The organism is Collinsella aerofaciens (assembly GCF_040926265.1).
Classification (GTDB): domain Bacteria; phylum Actinomycetota; class Coriobacteriia; order Coriobacteriales; family Coriobacteriaceae; genus Collinsella; species Collinsella aerofaciens_BB.
Genome location: NZ_JBCOIL010000032.1, coordinates 1 through 24,893, shown reverse-complemented (window position 1 = coordinate 24,893; position 24,893 = coordinate 1). Strand labels below are relative to the sequence as shown.

Sequence of the window (24,893 nt, the reverse complement as noted above, 5' to 3'; positions counted from 1 at the left end):
GTATTCAACCATGGCGGATTGCTTTGACAGGCGCCCTACGGCCGTCTTATAGACCTCGGAACGATCGCGCCGCCCTATTGCCACAATCTCGGCAATCTCAACCGTTCCGTCCTCCCGGATTCGAAAAACCATTCGGAGTCCCGCATTCCGCCATTTAATCTTTTTACAGCCGGCGAGCTCGCCGTGAAGCGGCGTCCCGATTTCATCAGCGCGCGTCTTTAATTTTGCGACGGCAATACGGACGAGCCTGCGCTGGGATCCATCTAGTTTTTGATATTCCTTCTCGACGTCTCGATTCAAAAAGCCGACAACAAAATGCCCGCTCATTCGAAAAAATCCTCGTCGGGAATCGCGTCCGGATCCATCGACTCAAGCTCCGCGAGCTCCTCGGCAGTTAAGGCGTCCTCAAACGGAACAAACTCATGCGGACCATGCTTGACTCGATCCGCAGCGATGCGATTTATCTCAAGTTCACGCAGATACTGCAGCGCGCCGTACATTTCCTCATAGGCAGCATAGTCGATAATCACGGTATCGATATCATTATGATCAGCAATGAACTGAGGCGCACGTTTTGCGCGTTTACGAACGGCGGATAAGGACTTGCTTGCTTCGGTAGCAGAAACAACCTGGTCTTTTGTAAACACCGGTTTTTCCAGAACAAGTGGGGACATTTTGACCTCCAAAAAAATAATCTGGATTATATTTCCAAGTATACTTCAAAATATAATCCAGACTTTTATTCAAAAGAAAAAGCCTTATCGATTCTCAATTGACCCGATATTTTTGAGCTCGATGGAAATGAGGCCGTTGGGCTCATTGACGAACTCAATGTACTCGGAATTCGAACCCATCTCTGCCGGGAAGCTGATCTCGATGCCCGTATCGGTACGAATCTTGTGATTGCGCACCGCCGCGCGTTCGACCTGCTTGCGCTCCACGGGCACACGCTCAGGCACCTTCTCCTCGGTCAGTGCCGCGCGCACGCTCTCCTTGATAACCGGCTCGTCCTCAAAGACCTCATCGACGATATCCCAAGGGGGCAGTTCCTCGTCATCCTCAACTTTCTCGGCAACAGCAGCCTTAACCTTGGCGAGTGCTACAGCCGTGTTGGCACCGTGCTCCTCGGCGACTTCCTCGACCACACGCGTCACGGTGTCGATGACCTCCTTGCCCGATACGCCCGTGTCGCACTGCAGCAGGCCATCGGGGATAAGCATACGGTCCTCGCCGGCGATCTTGCGTTTCTTGTCCACATAGCCGATCTCCATGGTGCTCGCGCGCACGATGGCATAGCTCGGCACCTTTTGCGAGGGGTTCGGCAGAATGGCGTAGTGGCGCGCGATGTCGTTGCGCACCTCCCCTTCCTCGCGGCCCACTTCGTGCATAAAGGCCTGCTTGGAGCCCAGCAGCATCACGGCAAACCAGCGGGCATCCTCATCGTCGTCAAAATCAGCCACGAGCACGTCGGTGGACTCAGCTTTCTCGGCCTTGGTGAGTTCGGAAGAGATGAACTCCGCAATCTGCTGCGACAGGTCCACGAACTCACGCTCACCAAAGAAATAGCTCTTGAGCTCGCCGCCGAATGCGGAGTTCTCGGCAAACGCGGCACGCTTGTTATCGGCCGAAGTGCGCGCGCGACGCAGATGTGTGGTCACGAAGTTGCGGACAGTACGGCTTTCGATATCCAACTCGCGCTGGCTCATAACGTTGACGGCAGAGTCAAAGTCCAGGATATGCAGAATCGCGTGATTGATTTTCATATACGGCATTCCGTTCTAGATCGATTTCGGCACGAATCAGTATAGCGGTCGAGCCCGCCCCAGGCGCTTCGAAGATTGGTGCATCGGGGACAGGTTGCTTGCACCAATGGTTAGCGCAGGAGCTCGGACTGCCAAGCCTCGAGCTGTTCTGCCAAACTCTTGCCGGCAGCGGGCATGTCGATCTGAGGTCGTTTGGGCAGCAGTGCGCATTTAAGGATTGCTACGATGGTCTGCGAGACAAAGCGTCGTGTATCCTCGTCAAAGCCTTGCGCAGCCTGGAGCATCACGGGCAGGCTCTCGCGCAGATTCCCAGCGATATCCGCAAACCGCTCAGCACCCGTAGCCTCAAACACGGAGAACAACGCATCTACAAAACGCTCGCGCTCGCTAGGTGACACTGCAAGCAGCATCTCGCGAATGGAGCCATCAACGTATCGAGCACCGGCGGACAGGCTCTCACAGTATACGAAGTCGCAACCATCAACCACCCAGCTAAAGGGATTGTGCTGCAGCAGGCTGAACTCGGTGCTCTCAACGATGGCATAGTCCTCTTGTGTCTCGAACATCATGCCGAAGATCGACGACCGAGGTAGCGTCTTGTCGATTCGACCGGAAAGATCGGCAAAGGCGTTGCCGTTCAGAAACTCCTCGACGAACCCTGGACCATCATGGGAATACGCCCGTTCGATTCGCTCACGGGCGACATCGGAGCACATCGCCGCACCGTACACAGCAAGGTTTCCGCCCTTGGAATGACCTCCGCACAAAAGCGGCCCGTCGATCGCATCCGCCGCCTCGTCCACATAACGCGCCGCGGATTCCTGGGCCGGCACAGGACACCGGAACGCCATGTTAAAGTCCTCTTTCCAGCCCACAATCGTGCTGTCGGTCCCCCGGAAGGAAAGATAGCTAAACCCCGCCGGAAACCGGAACGCCATGGCTGCAAACTGCTCCGTCGCCACCACATCGCTCACGGCACGATAGCCGCAAACGTGCACGCCGCGGTATCTGGGATTTGCTGCCACGGCCTCCAACAAGGCCCTGCTTCCCTCTGGGTCCCACAAGTCGTCAATCATGTCCCGGTAGCACTCGGCACGCAGCAGCTCGCGTACGTCTAGGCCCTGCCAGTTCGTCAGCCCCGCCATATCACCCGGCAAGCGCAAATAGGACAACCACGCAAAGACCAGGCTATCCACCGCGCAGAACGGCCGCTCCTCAAAGGGATCAAACGCCGTCTGGACATAGGTCAAAAAATTAGGCGAATCCGACATGGCCCTCCCATCAACTATGGTGCATTGGAGTCAGGTTACTTTGCACCAAAAAGGCGCCCGGGCCGTGTGGACCCGGACGCCTTCATTGTAGCTTTTCGCTCTAGCGAGCTTGATTTAGCAGGAGAAGTCGACGCTGTCGATGATGTCCTTGAGGGCCTTGGCGGAGACGGTGAGCTCATGCTGCTCGTCGTCGTTCAGCGGCACGGGGACGCGGCAGACAACGCCGTCGCGGCCAACGACGGTCGGCATGGAGATGGCAAGATCGGACAGGCCATACTCGCCCACCATGAGCGAGGAGACAGGCAGAACGGTCTGCTCATCGCGCATAACGGCGGTGCAGATGCGCTTGACGGCCATGGCGACGCCATAGTAGGTGGCGTGCTTCTTCTCGATGATGGTGTAGGCGGAGTTCTTGACGTCCTCGGCGATGCGCTTCTCGGCAGCCTCATGCTCCAAGTGGCCGTGAAGCTCACAGAAGGTGTTCAGCGGAACGCCGGCAACCTGAGCGCTGGACCAAGCGACAAACTCGGAGTCGCCGTGCTCGCCCATGACATAGGCCTGGACATCGCGCGGGTCAACCTCGACGTGGGCACCAAGCATCTGCTGCAGGCGGCCGGTGTCGAGCACGGTGCCGGAGCCGATGACATGGCCCTCGGGCAGGCCAGACATCTTGATGGCAGCATAGGTCAGAACATCAACCGGGTTGGAGACGATTAGCAGAATGCCGTCGAAGCCGGACTTCTTAATCTCGGGGATAATGGACTTAAAGATGCTGACGTTCTTGTTGACCAGGTCCAGGCGGGTCTCACCGGGCTTCTGGGCAGCGCCAGCAGTGACGACGATCATGGCGGCGTCGGCGACATCGGAATAATCGCCGGCGTAGATCTTCATCGGCTCGGCAAACGTCATGCCGTGCGCGATATCCAGGGCCTCACCCTCGGCACGGTTCTTGTCCACGTCGATGAGGACCATCTCGGAGAACAGACCACTCTGCATCAGTGCGAACGCCGAAGACGAACCGACGAAACCGCAGCCGACAATAGCGACCTTCTTCTCGTTAACCATTAGAAACTCCCATCTCTCTCCACAAACAAGCCGCCCGGGAACGACCCGAGCGGCTTGTCGTAATCCCAATACATCCAATCGGGACTTTGATTATGCCCCTATTCGCAGCCAAAAATCGACCGTTTACCGAAATTGTTTGCAGTATTCGTAAAATAACTGCGCGAAATCGGTTTCGAGCTATTGACGAATCGAAATAGGTTTCTAATACAGGCCCGCCTCGCGAATGGCCTCGACAGCCAAAGCGATCTGATCGGGCGGTAGGACCAGCGCCATGCGCACGTGTCCCTCGCCCGAAGGACCAAAACTCGCGCCCGGCGTCACCACAACGCCGGCCTTCTCCATGAGCTCCTCGCAAAACGCCATGGAATCGGTGCGACCACCGGGAAGCTTGGCCCACACAAACATAGAGCCATGCGCGTTGGGACGCTCCCAGCCCAGGCCCTCAAGACCATCGCACAGGGCATCGCGGCGCTCCTGGTACTTCAGACGCTGCGCCTCGACCTCATCGCGCGGGCCATTAAGGCACGCGATAGCGGCCTTCTGGATCGGGAAGAACATGCCAAAGTCAATCTGGCTGCGCAGCTTGGCGAAGGCCGAGACCACATCCTCGCGACCGACCAAAAAGCCGATACGCGCGCCGGTGACGTTAAACGACTTGGAGAGCGAGAAGAACTCAACGCCCACCTCGAGCGCGCCGGGATACTGCAAGAAGCTGCCGCCCGGCTCGCCGTCGAACACGATGTCGGAGTATGCGTTGTCGTGAACGATGAGCAGGTCGTGCTCGCGGGCGAAAGTGATGATCTCCTCGTAGATCTCGGGCGTGCCCACCGAGCCGACCGGGTTCGCGGGCAGCGACACGATCATATACTTGGCACGATCGGCCACCTCGGGATCGATACCCGCCACATAGGGCAGGTAATTATGCTCGGCAACCAGCGGATAGTATTCGAGCTTGGCATCGGCGATCTTGGCACCCGCCTCAAAGACCGGGTAGCACGGATCGGGAACCAAAATAGTGTCGCCCGGATCGAGCAGGGCCAGGCCCAAATGGCCCACGCCCTCCTGCGTGCCGTTGCACGACTGCACCATGGACGGCGTAATGCCCGAAACGCCAAAGCGACGCTCATAGTAATCGCACACGGCCTGCTTGAGTTCGGGCAGGTCACGCAGGGCATACTTCCACATCTCGGGATCTTGGGCTGCTTGCGTGAGCGCCTCGACCACATGGTCGTACGGCTTAAAGTCGGGCGTGCCCACGCTCATGTTGTAAATGGTCTTGCCCTGAGCCTTCAGCGCGAGAAGCTTGTTGTTGAGTGAGGCGAAGACCTCCGCGCCAAAGCGGTCGAGACGCTGCGATGCCTGCATGGTGCCACCTTTCGATATGAAAAACGCGGCGCTCCGACAAGAGCGCCGCGCGATACGGGCCATCAGATTGCAAAAGTGTAACGCTTGCAACCCCCGTATTGGTTCAATTTAGCCAACCTTAGTCAACTGGATTGAGCGCGTCGATCTGCGCAAGCCACAGACGCGAGCTGGCGTCGCTCGGCATGCGCCAATCGCCGCGCGGGCTGAGCGTGACCGAACCCACCTTGGGACCGTCGGGCAGGCAACTGCGCTTAAACTGCTGAGCGAAGAAGCGACGATAGAACGTGCGCAGCCACGTGTGGATGGTGGCCTCGTCGTAGACACCCTCAAAGCTCTTGAGCGCCATGCGGTAGATCTTGCCCGGCTCAAAGCCAAAGCGCAGCAGATAATAGAGGAAATAGTCGTGCAGCTCGTACGGACCCACCAGATCCTCGGTTTTCTGAGCGATCTCACCATCGCCCGTCGGCGGCAAAAGCTCGGGCGACACCGGCGTGTCGAGGATGTCGAGCAGTGTCTCGGCGATGCGACCGCCAAAGACATCGGCCGCGTAGCGCACCAGATGGCGCACGAGCGTCTTGGGCACGCTCGCGTTGACGGCATACATGCTCATGTGGTCACCGTTGTACGTGGCCCAGCCGAGCGCCAGCTCGGACAGGTCTCCCGTGCCGATGACAAAGCCGCCCGCTTGGTTAGCGAGGTCCATAAGGATCTGCGTGCGCTCGCGCGCTTGGCTGTTCTCATAGGTCACATCCTGCACGGCCGGGTCGTGCTCGATGTCCTTAAAATGCTGCTCCACGGCTGCATGGATCGAGACCTCGCGGAAGCTCACACCCAGGTCGCGGGCGAGCGACTCAGCATTGGACTTAGTGCGATGCGTCGTTCCAAAGCCCGGCATGGAGACGGCCGTGATGCCCGTGCGCGGCAGCCCCAGCGCATCGAAGGCACGCACGGTCACAAGCAGTGCCAGCGTGGAGTCCAAGCCACCCGAAAGGCCGATGACCGCAGCCTTGGTGCCCGTGTGGGCAAGGCGGGTCTTGAGGCCAGCAGTCTGCAGGTCGAGGATGGTCTCGCAGCGCTCGGCCAGGTCGCCGTGGTCGGCCGGCACAAAAGGCGCGCGAGGGAAAACGCGGTCGATATCGCAGGCATCGCGCAGAACAAGCTCTTTGGCCAGCACGCCCTCAAACGAAAACTCAACGGTCGTGGCCTCCGGCGCATCGTCCGCGCGCGTCCACGTCGTCGAGCGACGGCGCTCGGCAACCAGGCGGTCAAGGTCAACGTCGGCGACGGCCATATCGCAAGTGAGGAGCTTCGTCGCGGCGAGCTTCGAACCGTTTTCGTAGACGAGGTTCTCCCCCGCAAAGACCATGTCGGTCGTGGACTCGCCCTCGCTCGCATCTGCATAGGCATAGGCGCAGTACAGGCGCGCACTCTGATTGGAGATGAGGCTGCGGCGATAGTCTGCCTTGCCGATAATCTCGTCCGACGCCGACGGGTTGAGAATCACCGTCGCACCGGCAAGCGCCATCTCGGTCGAAGGAGGTGCTGGCACCCACAGGTCCTCGCAAACCTCAACGCCCAACACCAGGTCCTCGACGCCCTCATCACAGCAACGGTAGACAAGCCCCGAACCCAGCGGAACCGGACCCTGACCGGCAAATTCAACCCACACGGGATCCGCAGGCGCCGGAGCAAACCAACGGCGCTCATAGAACTCACCATAGTTGGGCAGATACTTCTTGGCCGTAAGGCCCAAAAGCTCGCCCGCGCAGCACACGGCGGCGCAGTTGTAGATATTCTCGGCCACCGCCACGGGAAGGCCGATGGTAAAGACAATCGGCAACTCGCGGGTTTCATCGAGAATATGTGCCAGTGCGGTCTCGCAGGCATGCAGTAATGTGCGGTTATGGAACAGATCGGCCGCGGTATAGCCAGTCAGATTAAGCTCGGGCAACACCAACGCACGAACGCCGCGCTCGACAGCCGCGCGAACAGCCGCCAACGCAACCTCGGCATTGCCCTCGACATCGGCGACGCGAATCTGCGGCGACGCCGCCGCCACACGCAAAAAGCCATCGTTCTTATTAGCCGAAACGCAGCATTGCCTAGTTGATCTGGACACTGGAGGCCCCTTCTACCCTGAGATTCAGTCTAACGGACGTTCACATATCTCTAACTAGCCAAAGCAACCTCCCAGTTTACTGAGAGGCCAACCTGTGCTAGGAGCATGTATTCAATAATATCTTTAATTAAAAAAGGAGAAATCGATAATCGACTTCTCCTTTAAGCGAGGCGAGTAAATTCCGAAACTAATGGCAGAATTTATCCATGTAGTCCTCAAAGTCGAACACTTCTACCACGACGCCCTCTTCCTGAAACTCTTTCAGTTGCTCCAAGAGATCTTTGTTAATAACGTCCATGCAGAAACCTCCTCTATCTAATCAACTGTAGTATATCTGCTTTCATGCAATTATCAACCAACTTGTTTAATTGCTCCTCGTTTGCCGATAGTCCCTCTTTTTTCAAAATGTCGCGCACCTCGTTCTTAGTAATCGGCTTTTCAAACAACGAAAGCAAAGCGAACGAAAAATCATTAACCGCACACATTCTATGGGTGGCACAACTCAGCAGTACTCTTAACCCCTCTTTTGAGCGTCCGACTTCTTTCACAAACGAACTTTTAACCAATTGAAAACCATTATCGTGCATTACATAATCGGCATCGATATTTGTATTCAGCAATCCATAATGCAACAGTTCTTCTATCGTCCTTGTCAGCTCGAGGTCGCCCTGATCAAGGATAAGAGAAATGCTACAATCGGCCTCCAATAAACGGGCCAACTTAAGGTATACCAACTGGGAAACAGCATAGACATGATGGTATTCAGAATTATAGAAGTAGGCAAATGGCTCAACGAGCACGACAGAGGTCTTGGAATCCAGCCAGATTCGATCAGCTGGATTTAGACTAGTTAGCCGTCGCTTTACTTTGGTCAAATGTCCCTTATACCTGACAGCGTGAATAGAATCTAGGATCCAGGTCACCTCTGAAATATGAAGCCGCTGGGGCAAGTCAATTGTGTCGCTACCGTTTATGACCTCTTGCATATAAAAATCAATATGATGCTCATCAGATAAGGATTTTGCTTCATTTAAAGTTAAACCAGTGCCTGAAACATAATCCACTTCGAGGCGCAAATCCTCATATTGGGACTTCGGCATTACAGAGACACCATACTTATCGGGATGATTCCAAACATCCGACCCCATAACGAGACCAAAATTCGTAAATCCTCTCGTGGAATATGGAACACCACATACCTGTTTTGAATAATTCAAAACATTCTCTGTATAAGCTAAGGTGTTCAGAGCCTCTTCTTTAGTTTCGGTCGGAAAGCCAATCATAAAGAATAGATGAACAGGAATACCCGCATTGAGACAATCATGGATATTGCGATCAATCCAATCAACTCTCGTGCTCTTCTTCATTAGATCAAGAACTCTTTGGTTGTATGACTCGAGGCCAAACTGAATCTGCCTACATCCACTTTGGTATATCTTGTTGAAAACGTCTGTACTTAGGGTTGGAGAGAACCTCGTTTCTCCATGCCAGAAAAACGTTTTTCCCGATGCGTTTATTTCATCCGCGAGTTGCTCCATTCTTTTGCCTTCGAATGTTTCATCCACAAAAGAGAAAACTCTCGTGCCGTATTTTTCATTTAACCGACACATTATTTCAAATACTCTCGATATAGGCATCTTTCGGTAACAACCACCGGTAGCACCGGGGATGGTGCAGAAGGCGCAATGATTAAAACACTGCCTAGAGGAATAAACCGGCAATATTAACTCAGGCATGAAGTATTTAGAAAGGGCGAAGCCATCGAAATCGGGAACCGTATCGTTGATAAATGTTTGCTCAATCCGATGGTTTTTATATATCTTCCCACCTTTAGCATGGCAAAGGTTTGGAACACAGTCGAGATTGTCATCACCAGAGTCAAGAGCCTCAAGAAGACGTGCAAGCGGCTCTTCGCCGTCATACATCATTATCGAATCAATGTATTCAAAAAAGGGATGCCATTCTTTCATGCAGTCATCTGCTAAACGAGTAATGTAATTGCCGCCCAATGAGACGTGTTTAACAGATGGACATTCTTCTTTAATCAGTTTCGCTAACGTAACTGCAGAAATCAATTGGAAACAGCCGCTCACCGAAATCCCAATAAACTCGATTTTTTCCCTCTGAATACGCTTAAGAAAGGCAGTTTCATAGAAGGAAATAAACGGATTATGCAAGGTATCCGCAAGCGATTTCATTATTTCTGGTGTCGAATAAAAATCATAGGGCAGATCTATGGAGTTGAACGTGTATTTAACTCCATATGAGACGTGATTTATGATATAGAGTGCATTTCTAAAAATGTTTTCAGCATATTGTCTTTCTTTTAGATTAAAGTATCTCTTCGATCTGAAAATATCTTTTGCCTCGTCAACATTAAGTGCTGACTTTTGTATCAACTCGATTGTTAATTGAACATTCGAACTAAACGAATCCTTTGATTCCCGATACCTTTTACAGCACTCTTCGACATGTCTAAAAGATAGGAGGTCATCGTAAAATTCCACGTTTAAGTCAACGATGTCAACTTTATATTGTTCAACCTCTTGAAGATATGACTTCAAAACAGGCAAGGCAAGATACGGCCCCACTGGACTCCATCCTGGGGGAAATACTAAAAGCGTTTTAGGCATATCAACGTCACATCTTTCGCAAATAATTCAATTGAAACACAACTACCATCATAATTGAAAATACACCAAGTCCTGTAACGAGAATTGAGAACATCGCGATGCTCGTGAACAGCGAAACAAGGAGTGTTGAAATAACAACAGCAACCGATTGCAAAGACTCCCTAATTGAAAACAGGCTTATCGATTCAGATTCGTCTCTCGCCAAATCCTGCAGCGATGTTATGAGAAGCACATCTTGAATGGCGTTTCCGGCACCGACGATAAAAAGGAAAATAAACGATATTCCAGACGCATAGCGATAGCCAAACGCCAGATACGCACCGAGCGCAAGATACGTCACAAAACAATATGATTTAATGCAATCGGAACCACTAATTAAACGACCATATATTGTATTTCCGAACAACAGTCCGATTGTAAGACTACTCTGAAGGAATCCGTATTGTATCGATGACGAGTCAAATTGCAATTGCGCAATAGCTGGCAAAAGAGAATTCAGAGAGCCGAATGCCACGCCACTAGAAATATCGATTAATAGGAAACCAATTGCCAAGTGCTTCGCGCTAAGATCACTAAATGCAGTCCTGTTTTTTTCATTTTTGCTTATCCCCTCTTTATCATTAACCTCGATAACCGACGGAACATCTCGCAGCAACCAGAACGACGCGGCAAAAGAAAGCGCGTCTAATGCAAGAACAGCCTCCGCCCCAAATTGAGCGACAACAAAACCGCCGGCAACTGGCCCCAGAACCATCATCAAATTCTGCAGAAACCCAAACGAATTATTAATTACGTCGCGATTGATACTATTCGTATTGGCTCTTAACAACGAGTAAAAGCAGGGCATTTCAACCGTTCGGCAAAGCGATACCGCGCACGTAATAGCAAACATACTCCATTTACTATCAACAAAAATATAGCAAACGAATAATCCCGCGCGAATTAAGTCTGCCAATCTCATGGCCTGCAGTGTCCCGATACCCATCTTCTGAGGCAGCTGCGCGAGCGCAACTGAAAACAGAGAGGGGGCAAATCTGCAGCAGACCATCAAAGCAGTTGCAGAAACATCGTGAGTTACCTCGTAAATCAGCATTGGCAAAGCAATATTCGCACACCAATTGCCTATTTCGCTTATCCCTCTAGCAATATATAGGACCCGAACCGGACGGCTAGCTCTCAATACCGTGAACATCACGATTAACCTCGTATTTCAGGCCTCGCTTATCCCTTAATAGGAATCCATAATCAACCAAGTACCGCCTCAACACGGCATAATCAGGATAGAGCTGTGACAGCACACGATTAACCTGAAGCTCCGTATAACTTGTATTTAATTCAAAGAAAGAGACGGCCCATAGCAGCATGATTCTTTTATAGCTTTCCTTTTTTGGAATTGAAACCAGCTCGCCATTCTTGAGAAATCGTTTTTTAAAGTCTATTAGCTCATCCATTCACATCCTCCATTTCATACGCATCTAATACTAAAAATGCATACGCTTTAGGTCATCGCATTCGGCTTCTATATTCGAACTAAACTCGAACTAATCTAAATGATTTGCTCAAACACTCTTCGAAAGCTCGTTTTTCACTTTGAGTAAAATGCCCTTCCCAGTCAGTCCACGAACAGGAAGGCAACTCACAACGAGCGGAGTCGAAGCCCTCTGCCGTCGGTCGTTCAAAATGCACGATAACCTTTTCGATATCCCCATCTGCTATCAGGTCAGAATGAACGACCTCGGTACCGTCTTCGAATGTCATATACGGGTACATCATGTAAACCACCTCACAATCGTAAATCCAGTTTAGCATCAAGCTATTGCACCAAAGACAGCAAGCCCCCCCCCTTGATGAGTTGATGGTATCTGTTAAATGTCACGTACGATTCACATCTGGTGGGTACCCTGATGGCTACATGAAACGAAGCAGATTTACACCGGGAGGACCCCGTATGACAACCAAGTACACCGACGCGCCGCGCACGCGCGTCATGACACCGGCCGCGCTCAACAACGGCGTGCACGAGAACCATTCCATCGGACAGACCATGGCCATCGCGCCCAAAAAGGGCCTGTTTGACGACATTTCCATTCCTCAGATCATCGCCGGCGCCGCAGCTGCCGCCACGAGCGTCGCGCTTGCTTCCAAGATCGGTATCGCCGGATCGGTGATTGGCGCCGCCGTGAGCTCGGTCATCACCGTTGTGTCCTCGCAGGTCTACCGCCACTTTATCTCTGCCAGCGCCAAAGCCATCAAAGGTACGCACGCCGCCGTCGACTACCCCGCCGGCGCCTACGAGCCCGTTGAGTTTAATGCCGAGGAGCACCTGGGCGGCGCCGCGACTACGCAGGAGATGCGCCAGATTGCGGGGCGCGTGACCACGGCGCGCGTTGCTCCCGACAGCCTGCGCGCCAAGGCGGCGGCAGAGCGCAGTCAGACGCAAAAGAAGGTCATCGTCTTCTCGATCGCCATCGCCATCGTCGCGGTCATCGCCTGCGCCGGCGCCATCCTTATCACCACCGCCGGTGAGGGTCTGGGCGAGCGCCCCGAGCCAATCCTTTCGTCGCGCACGACGGAAAGCGATGCAAATGGCAACACCCAGTCGCAAGACCAGCAGGCACAGACGGACGGCACGCAAGACAGTTCCACCTCTACCGATTCGTCCTCGAATACCCAAAACCAATCGCAGGGCGCCGATTCTTCTGTGAACAACAGCGGCGCGCAATCCGGCACGACCGACTCAAGCCAAACGACTGACGGTTCGCAGCCGAACACGGGAGGCCAGACGAGCGACACCACGTCGGGAACGGGTACAGCAGACAGCAACAACAGCAATTCGAGTGGCACCACATCGGGCACGGCATCTGACAGTTCAAGCCAAGGCACGACATCGGACAACTAGGCGCTGCATCCCCAGATAGGCAACCTGTACAACGGGCGCGAATCGATAGCGGTTCGCGCCCGTTTGCCTTGGGCGACGAGATGGCAAGCCCCGCGCGATGGTAAGATGCTTTGGTGTGTAAAGAGGAGATTTGCCATGAGCAAGACAATAGTTACGCCCACGCTTTCGCTGGGCAACCACATCTATCTGTATCGCCTGCTGCGCGACGCGATTGGGTGCGGTAAGCAAACGTTTATGACGCAGGTCGAGGAGGCGCTCGCCGCCGGCGACATGGCCGCTTATGACCTGGGCTTCGAGTCCACGCGCGAGTTGCTCGAGGAACTCGACGACTGCATTAAGCTGACCGTCTTTAAGGGCGGCCGCCTGTATGCCACCGTCATCGCCAACGAGGCCTGGGATACCGCCCTTGCCAAAGGCGAGGACAAGCCCAAGGCAGCCAAGGGCGCCAAGCAGTCCTACAAAAAGAAAAAACGCGGCGAGAAGGACCTCAAGGCCGTGCGCCCCAAGCACGTTAAGCGTCCCGAGCCTGAAGCCATGGTTGAAGCCGTGCCAGAATCCGAGCCCGAGGCAGAGATTGAAGTCGCTATTGAGGTAACGGCAGAAGCCGAAACCGAAACCACCGCCACGACTGATCCCGAAGTCATATCCGAGCAGGAAGCCACTGCGGAGCTCAACGAAGCTCCCAAGTCGACAACCGAAAAAACCGCCGACCAACCCGAGACGCCTTCGTTCCAAAACAGTGATGTCTTTAGCGACGAGGCCGAGGACGATCAGCCCGCCGATCAAGACGCTACCGAGTCGACGCCGAAGCCCGAGACGCCGCAGCCCGCCATCTCGCTCACGGTCGTCTATGACCCCGAGAACGCCAACGCCGGCATCACCACCATGGCCTCCACGCCCATCGAGGCAAAGTCGAGCGTCGAGAACGAGAACGCGACGCAGGTTGAGGTTGAAACCTCAGCTGCAGACGCGCCCATCACCGTGGAGCCCGTAGATTCCACGATCAAGCTGGAAACGACGCCGGAGCCCACACCCGTCATCGAATCCGTGCCCACTTCTGCTTGCGGCCAAATTCCCGCACCGGCATCGGCTTCGGCACCCGCAGCGGCCCCAACCCCCGCACCTGCAGTACCGACCATCCCCGAGGATTTCCCCATCGATTTCGCAACCGAGGTCTTCTGCCCCGGCCCATTGCTACACCAGTTGTCGACCTATCTCCCCTACGGCGCCGACACGCTCGGCATCGTCGGCGAGTACTACTGGATTGCCCGCGAGCGCGGTACCATCGAGGCCGCGCGAAACCGCGCAAACTTCCCCCTGTGCTACACGCAGGCCGGCGAGCGCCGCGAGGTTACCGTGCGCATCCGCCGCAACACCACCGGCGGTCTCGGAGCCGCCTGGGCCATCGACAAGGTCGAAGCCCCGGTCGAGTAAAAAACGGCCTCGGATAGCCAATTGACCATCCGAGGCCGTTTGAATTCAGGCCTTTTAGTTGTCATCGGTGCATATAGACACCAGAGAAGCAAGCTCATCCTCAAGTTGCGGAGCAAAGTATCTAAAAGAAACCTGCGCTCCAGTCGGTATCGACTCAATCATATTCGCAGCATTATCTGAAACTCGGTACGATGCAGTTTCACCTGTCTTCAAATCCTCTATTGAGCAGACAGCGTCTTCAGCATCAATCGACCTAAGCACGCCTTTTCCTTGTAACATCACATCGGCATGCCCGCCAGCTATTTCTAATGAACCTGAGTCTGTCGCAGTCACTTCTCCGGAACCTCCGCGCGATATCTCTTCCTTTGTTGAACAGCCCACCAATGAAGCCATCAGCACCAAAGACAGAGCTAGACGAATCGCCCTACTTCGAAAAAGTCGTTCCATAAGTCCACGCATAATAGCTCTGATCATACTTCAGGAAGGATAAAGATGAATTCCAGCCGTCCGCTATGCCAATCATCTGCCTTGTCTCTCCAGTTTTCTTACCAGTAAGTGTGGCGTAAGCCTCCGCTGTTACAGAATGGGCTGATCCGTTGTACAAACTCGCATGTAAAACATTCGGTCTATTAGAGTTAATCTCATTTTGAATGCTCGCGATAGCCGGAGAGGAGACAGTGCGGGCGATAAGAGTACTTCCTCTGCTTGCGCAGTAATTTGTAAACCCCGTTGCACAGGTTGATATCGGCGTTCCACCCAAAACAACGCCGGGAACAGTCTGTTCTTCATCGGAAAGAGCATGGGTATTGGTGTAATTCCATATCTGCATATATTGCGAAGGGTCGCTATATAAATTGGCAATGCCATACAGTTCCGCAACGTTCGAAAAAGCTGTCACCATACAAGCATAGTGGGCGGTAAGCCTCTTAATCTCGCTTTCATCATATGACATAAACTGAGAAATGGAACGAAATCCAGATACTGTGTAATCCTGCATTTGAGTTGCGTAAATTACAACATCGTTCCAGCTTGAAGGTTTATTCGATAAAACGACAGGCCGTCCTTCTATGGAAACAGCCGGGATTGTTCTTCCGCAATTTGTTGTTATTGAACCGTCCAAAGATTGCACGCCGAATTCGAATGGATTGATCATTACGACTGGGTTATTGAACGAATAAGACTCGACACCAAGATCTCCTCCCCGATCCATAGGGCTGACTAAGCCGTCTCCAAAACGATATCCCGTAAGTATTTCATCATCTGAAGCATCTAAAACCAAATAGCCCGCGGCTCTATTGGATGTCACAACCGGAACAATGTAACCAAGCGGGGACCCATCAACATCTACAAAAGGAATAGGGTCAGAAGGCGTATACGAATAGCCGAGGAGTCCCTTTATATATTTATCGGCAAGCTCTTGCGCAATTTCAGAAGTAAATTGTATCTGCTCACCATCAATATTGCCCGTCGAAGCAAAAACCTCTTTCGGACGTGCGGCTAAGGCGACAATTGAAGACGCGACAAGTTGCAGAAAACGACGACGCGAAAGCATATGTTCTTCTTTCTAGAGAAGCGACTTATAAGGTACTCCTATTCTATAATCTTTTTTGTAACGTTACAGCACTGGTTATATTTCAATTCGATTTGCTTATGTCCTTGCAACCCAATGCGTCTTTACGTTTTAAACGGAATTAGAAAATCACTCATAGCAAAAACGGGCTTTAATCCCAAAGAGATGACTTTGATTATGAATCAAACCAGCAGCCAGGGCATAGCTGCAGTGCAATCGCTACAAGAAAGGCCGCCCTTGGTGGCGGCCTTTCTACTTGCTACTAGTCGCGCGTCAGCTTGCGGTGGATACGATGCGGCTGGGCTGCGTCCTCGCCCAGGCGCTCGATGCGGTTGGCCTGATAGGCCTCGAAGTTGCCCTCGAACCAATACCAGTTGCCCGGATTCTCGTCGGTGCCCTCCCACGCCAGAATGTGCGTGGCGACGCGGTCCAGGAACATACGGTCGTGGCTAATGACCACCGAGCAGCCCGGGAACTCGAGCAGCGCCGCCTCGAGCGAGGACAGCGTCTCGACATCGAGGTCGTTCGTGGGCTCGTCGAGGAGCAGCAGGTTGCCGCCCTGCTTGAGCGTAAGCGCCAAGTTCAGACGGTTGCGCTCGCCGCCGGAGAGCACGCCAGCGCGCTTCTGCTGGTCCTGGCCCTTAAAGCCAAAGCTCGCCACATAAGCGCGGCTCGGAACCTCGGTCTCGCCGACCATCATGTGGTCCAGGCCATCCGAGACGACCTCCCACAGGTTCTTGTCGGGGTCGATGCCGGAACGGTTCTGGTCGACGTAAGAAATCTTGACGGTCTCGCCCACCTCGAGCTCGCCCGAAGTCAGCGGCTCCAGACCCACAATCGTCTTGAACAGCGTGGTCTTACCGACACCGTTGGGGCCGATGACGCCCACGATGCCGTTGCGCGGCAGGGTGAACGAAAGGTCATCGATGAGCACGCGGTCATCGAACTCCTTGTGCAGATGATGGGCCTCGAGAACCTTGTTGCCCAGACGCGGCCCGACGGGAATGCGGATATCGGTCCAGTCGAGCTTCTGGCTTGCGCGCGCCTCGGCCTCCATTTCCTCATAGCGAGCCAGACGGGCCTTGTTCTTGGCCTGGCGAGCCTTGGGCGAGCTGCGTACCCACTCGAGCTCAGCCTCCATGCGCTTGGCGAGCTTGGCGTCGCGGTTGCCCTGCGCCTCGATACGGGCGGCCTTGGTCTCCAGATACGTGGAGTAGTTGCCCTTGTAGGGATAAAGGTGACCGCGGTCGACCTCGCAGATCCACTCGGCAACGTTATCCAGGAAGTAGCGATCGTGTGTGACGGCAAGCACCGCGCCCTGGTAGTTGTGCAGGAAGTGCTCGAGCCACAGGATCGACTCGGCGTCCAGGTGGTTCGTGGGCTCGTCGAGCAGTAACAGGTCGGGAGCCTCAAGCAGCAGTTTGCACAGGGCCACACGACGGCGCTCGCCGCCGGAAAGCACGTTGACCGGCATGTCGGAATCGGGCAGCTGCAGGGCGTCCATGGCCTGGCCGAGCTTGGAATCGATATCCCAGCCGTCGGCGGCGTCAATCTCGTCCTGGAGCTTGCCCATCTCGGCCATGAGGGCATCCATGTCGCAGTCCGGGTCGCACATCTCCTCGCCGATCTTGTTGAAGCGATCGACCTTGGCAATCATGTCGCCAAACGCCATGCGCACGTTCTCGATGACGGTCTTGTCGTCGTCGAGCGGCGGCTCCTGCTGCAGGATACCCACGGTGTAGCCGGGGGTGAGCCTGGCATCGCCGTTGGAGACCTCCTCGATGCCGGCCATGATCTTGAGCAGGGTCGACTTGCCCATACCGTTGGGGCCCACGACGCCGATCTTGGCACCGGGGTAGAAGCTCAGGGTCACGTCGTCAAGGATTACCTTGTCGCCATGGGCCTTGCGAGCCTGATACATCTGGTAGATAAACTCCGCCATTTGTCTGTTTTATCCTTTCTACCTGCTGTTTCCATATTCTTGTTTCGCTTTAGTGGAAACGAAATGAGGAAACCGGCTCTGAAACTTAGCGAAAAAGGGGCATGGTTGCCCACACCCCCTAATACTACCTGGGAAAAGTCCCCCGGGACACACTATGAACTGCGTACGCTAGTTTTCCGCAACCTTAACGAACAGCCCGCTGAGATTTGCGCCACAGCAGATACGAGTAGACGTAGACGGCTCCGACCGAACCAAACGCCAGAACCGCAATCACCGCGGCGACGACTTCACTCGAAAGCACCGCACCTGCCACGCCCATCGCAATCAGGCCAACACCCAGCACCATAAAGCAGGCACCGCCAAAGCGCTGCGTACGGCGCCAGTTCTCGGGATCGGCAAGCGCCCAAGGCGTCTTGATACCGAGCGTATAGTTCTGCTTCACACGCGGCAAGTAGTTGCCTACGCCGATGAACAGCAAACCGATAGCACCGGAAATCAGCACGTTGACCGAACCGACCGCCGGCACCACGCCCCAGACCGTAAGCTCACCCAACCAGCTTACGGCGCACATGAACAAGGTGAAGGCGATTACGAAGCCCTGATAGAACTTGCCCGAGGTTCGATATGCCTCACCTTTGGGATCGATGCGCGGCACCACGCAGAACATTGCGAGAAGCACCAGAGGCAGCACGCCGAGCGCGGAGGCCATCCAGCTGGGACCCCAACCGTCGACGGCGCCGTTCGCGCCCCAGTGCGTGGGAATCTGCCCAGGCAAGCTCGGCATCACCATGAGGTGCGCTACGACATTGGCGACGCACAGAGCGATCAGCGCAATCCACACACGCCGCGATACCCCCGTGGCGTGAATGCCCTTGTTTTCGTTATTCATCCTTATCACCTTCCGTGTTTGTAAAGCCCATAAACCAACCAATCAAATCCTGCATGACGGTGGTATTTAAGCTGTATACGATGTTTTGGCCATGGCGCTCGTCGGTCACCAACCCGGCGTTTTTGAGCGTCGCCAAGTGATGGCTCAACGACGGCTTGCTGATGTCAAAATGCTCGGCAAGCTCCCCGGCCGTGCGATTGCCCTCGCGCAGCAGTTCCAAAATGTGACGCCGTGTAGGATCGGCCAGCGCCTTAAAACCCTCTCCCGGCATAAGACCTCCTCTCATCATTTCGTTCGACGCGCACACTATACTCGATATTTAGATGTTTGTCTAACTATCTAACCGCAATGCTTCAAACCACATCAAAGCAAACGCCATCGCAGCCTATGGGCGATTACCTATAATGGCGATAGCTAGAACACGATTCACTTCCCCATCGGAGGATGTCTATGACTGAAACCACAGCCGCAACTCCCAACGAGACACGCGACACCAAGCTCGAGATCATCATGGGCCGCGAGGCACTCGATAAGCTCGCTGATGCCACGGTGCTGGTGCTCGGCTGCGGAGGCGTGGGATCTAACTGCTGCGAGGCACTTGCCCGCGGCGGCATCGGTCATTTCGTCATTCTGGACAAGGACATCGTCGCGCCCAGCAATATCAATCGCCAGGCTATCGCCTTTCACAGCACCGTCGGCAAACGCAAGGTCGATGTTATGGAAGCCATGATTCGCGATATCAATCCCGCCGCCACCGTTATCAAGCGCACCGAATACCTGCTGAGCGACAACATCGACGAGTTCTTCGCGAGCGTTTTGGAGCAAACAGACGGCAAGCTCGACTACGTCGTCGACGCCATCGACACCATCTCGGCCAAGCTCACCATTGCCAAATATGCTCAGGACCACGACATTCGTTTGGTTAGCTCCATGGGCGGGGCCAACAAGCTCCATCCCGAGTGCCTCCGCTTTGCCGACATTTTCGATACGGTACGTGACCCCATGAGCCGCATCATGCGCAAAGAATGCAAGAAGCGCGGAATCAAGAGCCTACATGTACTGTTTAGCTGCGAGGAATCGGTTAAGACTCAGCCCCGCGACCCTTCCAATATCCACGAGCGCACCGAGCTGGGAACCGCCAGCTTTATGCCGCCCATCATGGGCCAGATGATCGCCGGCGAGGTTATCCGCCAGATCAGTGGCCGCGGCACCGAGCGCGTGCGCGCCGATGGCCAGCGCCTAGACTAGCGGAGCGCGCCGAGATGGAGCCCCGGTTATTTGATGCACACTGCCATCTTGATTTAATGGCTCACCCGGACGCCGTTGCCGATGAGGCAACGGCGCTGGGCTTGGGTCTATTTGATTGCGGCGTCGATCCACGTGACTTCGCTAGCGCACATAGGCGAACCCGTCGCCCTCCTACCGTCATCAAGGGTATCGGCCTCCATCCCTGGTGGCTCGCCGACGAGCGATGCGGCAACGCAGAAATTGACCTACTCTGCCAAATTGCCGCGCAAGAGCGTTTTGTTGGCGAGGTGGGACTCGACTTTTCCGCGCGCTTTGATGGAAGTGAGCCGCTACAAATACAGGCATTTGACCGGCTCTGCGATACACTCGTGCAGCATCCTCTTACCGGGCGCGTGATATCAATTCACGCCGTTCGTTCGGCAGGAACCGTACTGGACGTCCTCGAATCGCATGGACTACTCATCCCAAACTCCGACTCCCCCGTTATCATCTTCCACTGGTTTAGCGGCACTTCGGACGAACTCGTCCGCGCGCGTAATGCGGGCTGCTATTTTTCCGTCAACGAACGCATGCTCGCCACCAAGCGCGGTCGCGAATATGCCCGACAGATTCCACTCGACCGTCTACTGCTCGAGACCGATGCGCCAGCCGAACCAAACACAGAAACAAGCGCGCAGTCGCTCATCAGATCACTCACAAGGACCTCGATGCGCATTGCCTCACTCAAAAACTGTGACGCAAAGCGCATCGAGTCGGCAGTTTTAGCAAATGCGCACTCTGTTTTTGACCTTCGCTAACGCCTGTGGGCAAAAATGCCAAGGGACATGCGAATCGCACAACGCAGTCCCTATTTTGGAAGGCAGTACAATTCGGCAGCATTACACCAATTCGTGCATGAGATCACGGTTGCGTGCATACAATTCGTCAAAGATATGACGGCGCGACGCATATAACTCGTGGGCAGCCATATCAGGCACGATTGTTTGCGCAACGCCAAGGACTTGGGCGAGCTCATCCCACGATGCATAGGCGCCACCTGCGAGAGCTGCCATGATGGCATCACCGAAGCATGCGCCCACCGTAACCTTGGCAACCGAGACCTCGCGCCCACATACGTCGGCGATAGCCTGCATCCAAACTGGATTCTTGGTTCCACCTCCGACAAGCATAATGCGCCCAATTGGCAGTCCATGCTCTCGCTCGATAATGTCGACATGGGATGCAACGGTATACGCGACGCCTTCCAAGGCGGCGCGAACCATATGGGCTCGCGTATGCCTTCCGGTCAGGCCAAAGAAGACGCCACGCGCCTCGGGATCGTTGAGCGGAGTACGCTCCCCCGCAAAGTACGGCAGGCACAGGAGCCCATCGGCACCCGGTACCACATCGGCGGCATCATGCGCCATAACCGAATATGCATCGGGGCCACCGTGGCCCTCGGCCTCCACGGCGTCGCGATACAGCTCTTGGCGCAGCCACGATGTGAGCGCACCCGCCGTATTGGTCCCCGCGCAGATTCCGTAAGTTCCGGGAATGATAAACGTCCCTGGCCACAGGCGGGCATCATCGACCATATGATCAGCAAGGTAGATGAAATACGCCGTGCTCCCCAACTGAACCATCATATCGCCGGGACGGAATACACCCGTCGAAATGGCCTCGGCACCAGAGTCGCCCGTTCCCACCAAGACAGGTGTCCCTGCCGCGAGCCCCGTCGCCTCAGCCGCACGCTGCGACGCTCGCGGACCTCATCGGCAAGCTCGCCCGAAGCACCACGACCGGCAGCCGAACTGCCGATGACCATCGCATCTGGAAGACAATTAAAGAGAAGTGAATCGGCAATGTCCGCAGTCGTGCGGTCGTCGAGATAAACCTCCCCCCCCCTCGCTCGTGATGAAGTGAAAAAGCTTGAGGTCGTCCAGGCGCAGCGCCGTCTTGCGACGCATGGTGTGAGTGAAATCTCGGTCAATCAGCCCGAGATCACCGGCCCAGGCACCGCAAAAAATGCAGCGCGTGAACTGCGCTTGGCGGCTGCCACGACTTGCGACACGCTTCCGCCCGGATAATACAACGGATCACCTGGCAGAGGACGCAGACTAAACTGAAGGGACTGACCCCGGAGGAGTTCCGGAGCCAGTCCCTTGCGGCGTAGTTCTTATTTAAGCCGTCCAAGTTTTGGGGTGCAGCTCATTATTGCAGGAACGTTATTCCCCCAGCACCTCGACGTACACTTTTCGCTTCTGCGGACCGTCAAACTCCGCAAGATAGATGTTCTGGGCACCTCCGCACACGATGTGGCCATCTTGGACGGGAAAGAAGCAACTGTTTCCACAAATCATGCTCTTGATATGCCCACAGGAGTTGTTGCCGGTGGCTCCATAGCTCGGCAGGAAGTGTGCATGCGCATAGGGAGCATCGAGTGGGGCGATGCGATCAAGCGTCTCCATAAGATCCGTCTCCACGCAGGGCAGCCCCTCGTTTACCACGATTCCACAGGTCGTATGCGACAAAATAATCGCTGCCAAGCCATTCGTCACCGAGCTGCGTTCGATGGCAGCGTGCACGTCTTCGGTAATATCGATGAACTGGTCCGGAGCAGTCGATAGATAGCTCAATGTCTCGAGCGTCACCATGTTCACTCATCCCCTTCAAGAAAACGCAGGGCATTACCCCAGTAGAGCCTTTCTCGCGCATCATCGCGCATGGACACGGTATCGAGCGCCCGCTTGAGTTTGAACGCACGGAAGCGCGGCGTATTGCTGGCGAACATCACTTGATGCGATAGCGCACGCTCATACCACAGCGGCCCCATATCGACCGTGAAAAGACGCTGCATCATCTCCTCGGGCGAATCGATGTAAGTGATAGAGGTGTCCGTGTAGCAGTTGGGATACTTGAGCAGCATCGCCACGGTCTCGCGCACCCAGGGCCAGCCAAAGTGTGTCAAACTAAAACGCACATTTGGATGCGTTGCGATTGTGTGCTCAAATGCAAGCGGGTTACTGCGCGAGAGCTCTGCACCCGGTTCCCAAGACATACCGGCATGGAAAACCACCGGTTTGTTATAGCGCTCGCACAGCTCGTAAAGCGGCTCGGCCACAGCATCATCGGGGGCAAAACCCTGCTTTGCCGGATGCAGGCAAAGCCCCTTTGCCCCCAACTCGGTAAAGGCGCGCTCCAATTCGTCTGCGGCACCGCTCACCCGCGGATCTACGCTCGCAAATCCCCACAGACGATCGGGATGCGCGGCAACCAGCATGGCAATCTGGTCATTGGTGCCAAAGTGCCCTCCGCATGCCGTGGTTACATCGAGCGGCATGAGCACGCTCTTCTGCACATCGCAGACGTCCATCTCGACTTGAAGCTCATCCCAATCCATGGGGCCCATATGCCCCATACCATATTCTCGTGACCAAAAACCGAATCCATCGGGCTCATCACCCGGCGTACAGATCTCGCCGTAGAGCATGGGCTGAACCAACATGTCGATAACCATTTCGTACTCCTTTCCAGGCATTTGACCCTAGTACGGCTCAAAAGAGCCGATGACGCGGGAGGACAGCTCAGCGCCCGCCTTCATACACGCCGGAATATCAAGGCCATCGATCACGCCCTTGGTAAACCCGGCAATATACGAGTCGCCGGCACCCACGGTATTAACGACCTTCTCCGCCGGTACGATCCCGCACTCATAGAAGCGCTCACCGTCATAGGCAATGCTTCCCTTCTCGCCAAGCGTGGCAACCGCAACGCGCGGTCCCAATCCCTGCACGTGACGTACCCAGTCTCGTAGCTCCGGAGTGTCCTCTTCAAACGACATGAACGCATAGTCAACGTAGGGAAAATGATTCTCGCAGGCATATTCGGGATCCTGGCTGAACACCGAGAAGTCCATAACCACCGTCTTGCCCGCATCATGCCATTCGGGCAGGAGGTCCAAACAATTGCCAAACAGGTCGGTATGAATGATGTCATGCTCTAGGATAAACGCCCGGTCGTCTTCATTCGGTCGATATGTCTCCATAACACCATCGATTGCCTCGAGATGCACGCGATCGACGCCGTCTTTCAATGCCATGAGCATCACCGAAGTGTCGCCATCCTCCACCCGCAGATGTGAGATATCGAACCCCTCGGCGGCCAGCGCCTCTCTCATCTTGTCTCCGTACTCGTCCTTGCCGACAACCGACACGGCGGATACCGAAACGCCCATTCGTGCAAGATGGATACCCCAGTCAATGCCATTACCGGTCGGATAGAACACGCCGATGTTTTGATAGACGTCCGCGCAGCAAAAACCAGCCGCGCACGCTTTAATACCCATGGTCTTCTCCAATGTTCAAAAGGGGACCCACCACATGGCGAGCCCCCTTTTCGCATTTCGCTTATTGTTTTGCATCGGCTGTCCAAGGCCTCATAGCCAGACCGCCGTACGCTTTCTTAAGCTATTCGACGATTGGTGCTCCGTGGCCCCAAGAACCTTCCATGCCGCACACGGTCGAAGCAAACCCGGCAGCAAAGTCAAGCGCGCGCTCGATGGCCTCGGCGCCATCCTCACCACGCTTGGCGGAATCGAGATAGCACATCAAAAACGAGGTGAGGAACGAGTCGCCCGCCCCCATGGTGTCCTTCATGTCCGTTACCGGTTTAGCCAGCTGGCGGTAATAACGCTCGCCGTCGTAAGCAATGCAGCCC

Annotated in this window: 24 protein-coding genes; 4 read left to right on the top strand and 20 right to left on the bottom strand. The window is 54.9% G+C overall.

Going from position 1 to position 24,893, the window contains the following annotated elements; genetic code table 11:
• The 10 genes from AB5767_RS09000 to AB5767_RS08955 form a co-directional block, all read right to left on the bottom strand.
• Positions 1-327: type II toxin-antitoxin system RelE family toxin (locus AB5767_RS09000; protein WP_368153317.1), on the bottom strand; the 327-nt coding region annotated here is incomplete at its 3' end.
• A complete protein-coding gene (locus tag AB5767_RS08995) occupies positions 324-674 on the bottom strand; it encodes a hypothetical protein (protein ID WP_368131388.1) in 351 nt (116 codons plus the stop codon). The genes AB5767_RS08995 and AB5767_RS09000, both read right to left, overlap by 4 nt.
• 84 nt (positions 675-758) lie before the next feature.
• A complete protein-coding gene (locus AB5767_RS08990; protein ID WP_368131387.1) occupies positions 759-1,763 on the bottom strand; it encodes a nucleoid-associated protein in 1,005 nt (334 codons plus the stop codon).
• A 110-nt stretch (positions 1,764-1,873) separates the two neighbouring features.
• On the bottom strand, positions 1,874-3,034 hold the full coding sequence (locus AB5767_RS08985; protein WP_368131386.1) for an Mbeg1-like protein: 1,161 nt from the start codon (positions 3,032-3,034) through the stop codon (positions 1,874-1,876).
• A gap of 114 nt (positions 3,035-3,148) precedes the next feature.
• Entirely contained in the window at positions 3,149-4,099 is a 951-nt protein-coding gene (locus AB5767_RS08980) for an L-lactate dehydrogenase (RefSeq protein ID WP_022094138.1), read from the bottom strand.
• A gap of 201 nt (positions 4,100-4,300) precedes the next feature.
• Positions 4,301-5,464 (bottom strand): pyridoxal phosphate-dependent aminotransferase, encoded by a 1,164-nt coding sequence (locus tag AB5767_RS08975; RefSeq protein WP_195503306.1) that lies wholly within the window; start codon positions 5,462-5,464, stop codon positions 4,301-4,303.
• A 118-nt stretch (positions 5,465-5,582) separates the two neighbouring features.
• Entirely contained in the window at positions 5,583-7,583 is a 2,001-nt protein-coding gene (locus tag AB5767_RS08970) for an NAD(+) synthase (RefSeq protein ID WP_368131385.1), read from the bottom strand.
• 311 nt (positions 7,584-7,894) lie between these two features.
• The gene (locus AB5767_RS08965) at positions 7,895-10,216 is read right to left on the bottom strand and encodes a B12-binding domain-containing radical SAM protein (protein ID WP_368131384.1); all 2,322 of its coding nucleotides are present in this window, start codon (positions 10,214-10,216) and stop codon (positions 7,895-7,897) included.
• Positions 10,217-10,223: 7 nt separating this feature from the next.
• Positions 10,224-11,408: an MFS transporter gene (locus AB5767_RS08960; RefSeq protein ID WP_082437753.1), complete on the bottom strand. Its 1,185-nt coding sequence runs from the start codon at positions 11,406-11,408 to the stop codon at positions 10,224-10,226.
• Complete coding sequence (locus AB5767_RS08955; RefSeq protein WP_368131383.1) at positions 11,386-11,667, bottom strand: DUF2087 domain-containing protein; 282 nt, start codon at positions 11,665-11,667, stop codon at positions 11,386-11,388. The genes AB5767_RS08960 and AB5767_RS08955 overlap by 23 nt, the downstream gene beginning before the upstream one ends.
• Before the next feature lie 497 nt (positions 11,668-12,164).
• On the opposite strand from AB5767_RS08955, the gene AB5767_RS08950 reads away from it, so the two are divergent.
• Complete coding sequence (locus tag AB5767_RS08950) at positions 12,165-13,115, top strand: hypothetical protein (RefSeq protein WP_368131382.1); 951 nt, start codon at positions 12,165-12,167, stop codon at positions 13,113-13,115.
• 135 nt (positions 13,116-13,250) lie between these two features.
• Positions 13,251-14,549, top strand: coding sequence for a hypothetical protein (locus AB5767_RS08945; protein WP_148345608.1), 1,299 nt, complete (start codon positions 13,251-13,253; stop codon positions 14,547-14,549).
• A gap of 54 nt (positions 14,550-14,603) precedes the next feature.
• Here AB5767_RS08945 and AB5767_RS08940 read toward each other — a convergent pair whose 3' ends face one another.
• The 5 genes from AB5767_RS08940 to AB5767_RS08920 all read right to left on the bottom strand — a co-directional run bounded on the left by AB5767_RS08940 (position 14,604) and on the right by AB5767_RS08920 (position 19,221).
• Complete coding sequence (locus AB5767_RS08940; RefSeq protein ID WP_196022586.1) at positions 14,604-14,942, bottom strand: hypothetical protein; 339 nt, start codon at positions 14,940-14,942, stop codon at positions 14,604-14,606.
• Positions 14,943-14,973: 31 nt separating this feature from the next.
• The gene (locus AB5767_RS08935; protein WP_148345610.1) at positions 14,974-16,101 is read right to left on the bottom strand and encodes a hypothetical protein; all 1,128 of its coding nucleotides are present in this window, start codon (positions 16,099-16,101) and stop codon (positions 14,974-14,976) included.
• A gap of 280 nt (positions 16,102-16,381) precedes the next feature.
• Complete coding sequence (gene ettA, locus AB5767_RS08930; RefSeq protein ID WP_368131380.1) at positions 16,382-18,061, bottom strand: energy-dependent translational throttle protein EttA; 1,680 nt, start codon at positions 18,059-18,061, stop codon at positions 16,382-16,384.
• 184 nt (positions 18,062-18,245) lie between these two features.
• Positions 18,246-18,950 (bottom strand): SdpI family protein, encoded by a 705-nt coding sequence (locus AB5767_RS08925; RefSeq protein ID WP_117840184.1) that lies wholly within the window; start codon positions 18,948-18,950, stop codon positions 18,246-18,248.
• The gene (locus tag AB5767_RS08920) at positions 18,943-19,221 is read right to left on the bottom strand and encodes an autorepressor SdpR family transcription factor (protein ID WP_147332646.1); all 279 of its coding nucleotides are present in this window, start codon (positions 19,219-19,221) and stop codon (positions 18,943-18,945) included. Before AB5767_RS08920 ends, AB5767_RS08925 begins: the two co-directional genes overlap by 8 nt.
• Positions 19,222-19,400: 179 nt before the next feature.
• Between AB5767_RS08920 and AB5767_RS08915 the strand changes: the two genes are divergently transcribed.
• Together AB5767_RS08915 and AB5767_RS08910 are read left to right on the top strand one after the other, a co-directional pair.
• Complete coding sequence (locus tag AB5767_RS08915) at positions 19,401-20,198, top strand: tRNA threonylcarbamoyladenosine dehydratase (RefSeq protein WP_368131379.1); 798 nt, start codon at positions 19,401-19,403, stop codon at positions 20,196-20,198.
• A gap of 14 nt (positions 20,199-20,212) precedes the next feature.
• Complete coding sequence (locus AB5767_RS08910) at positions 20,213-20,995, top strand: TatD family hydrolase (RefSeq protein WP_368131378.1); 783 nt, start codon at positions 20,213-20,215, stop codon at positions 20,993-20,995.
• Between the two features lie 81 nt (positions 20,996-21,076).
• Here AB5767_RS08910 and AB5767_RS08905 read toward each other — a convergent pair whose 3' ends face one another.
• From AB5767_RS08905 to AB5767_RS08880, 5 genes are all read right to left on the bottom strand, one after another.
• Positions 21,077-21,883 (bottom strand): FGGY-family carbohydrate kinase, encoded by an 807-nt coding sequence (locus tag AB5767_RS08905; protein ID WP_368131376.1) that lies wholly within the window; start codon positions 21,881-21,883, stop codon positions 21,077-21,079.
• A 519-nt stretch (positions 21,884-22,402) separates the two neighbouring features.
• Entirely contained in the window at positions 22,403-22,831 is a 429-nt protein-coding gene (locus tag AB5767_RS08895; protein WP_117735290.1) for a secondary thiamine-phosphate synthase enzyme YjbQ, read from the bottom strand.
• Between the two features lie 2 nt (positions 22,832-22,833).
• On the bottom strand, positions 22,834-23,694 hold the full coding sequence (locus AB5767_RS08890) for an amidohydrolase family protein (protein WP_368131374.1): 861 nt from the start codon (positions 23,692-23,694) through the stop codon (positions 22,834-22,836).
• Positions 23,695-23,721: 27 nt separating this feature from the next.
• Complete coding sequence (frlD, locus tag AB5767_RS08885) at positions 23,722-24,522, bottom strand: fructoselysine 6-kinase (RefSeq protein WP_368131373.1); 801 nt, start codon at positions 24,520-24,522, stop codon at positions 23,722-23,724.
• 121 nt (positions 24,523-24,643) lie between these two features.
• Positions 24,644-24,893: PfkB family carbohydrate kinase (locus AB5767_RS08880; RefSeq protein ID WP_368153314.1), on the bottom strand; the 250-nt coding region annotated here is incomplete at its 5' end.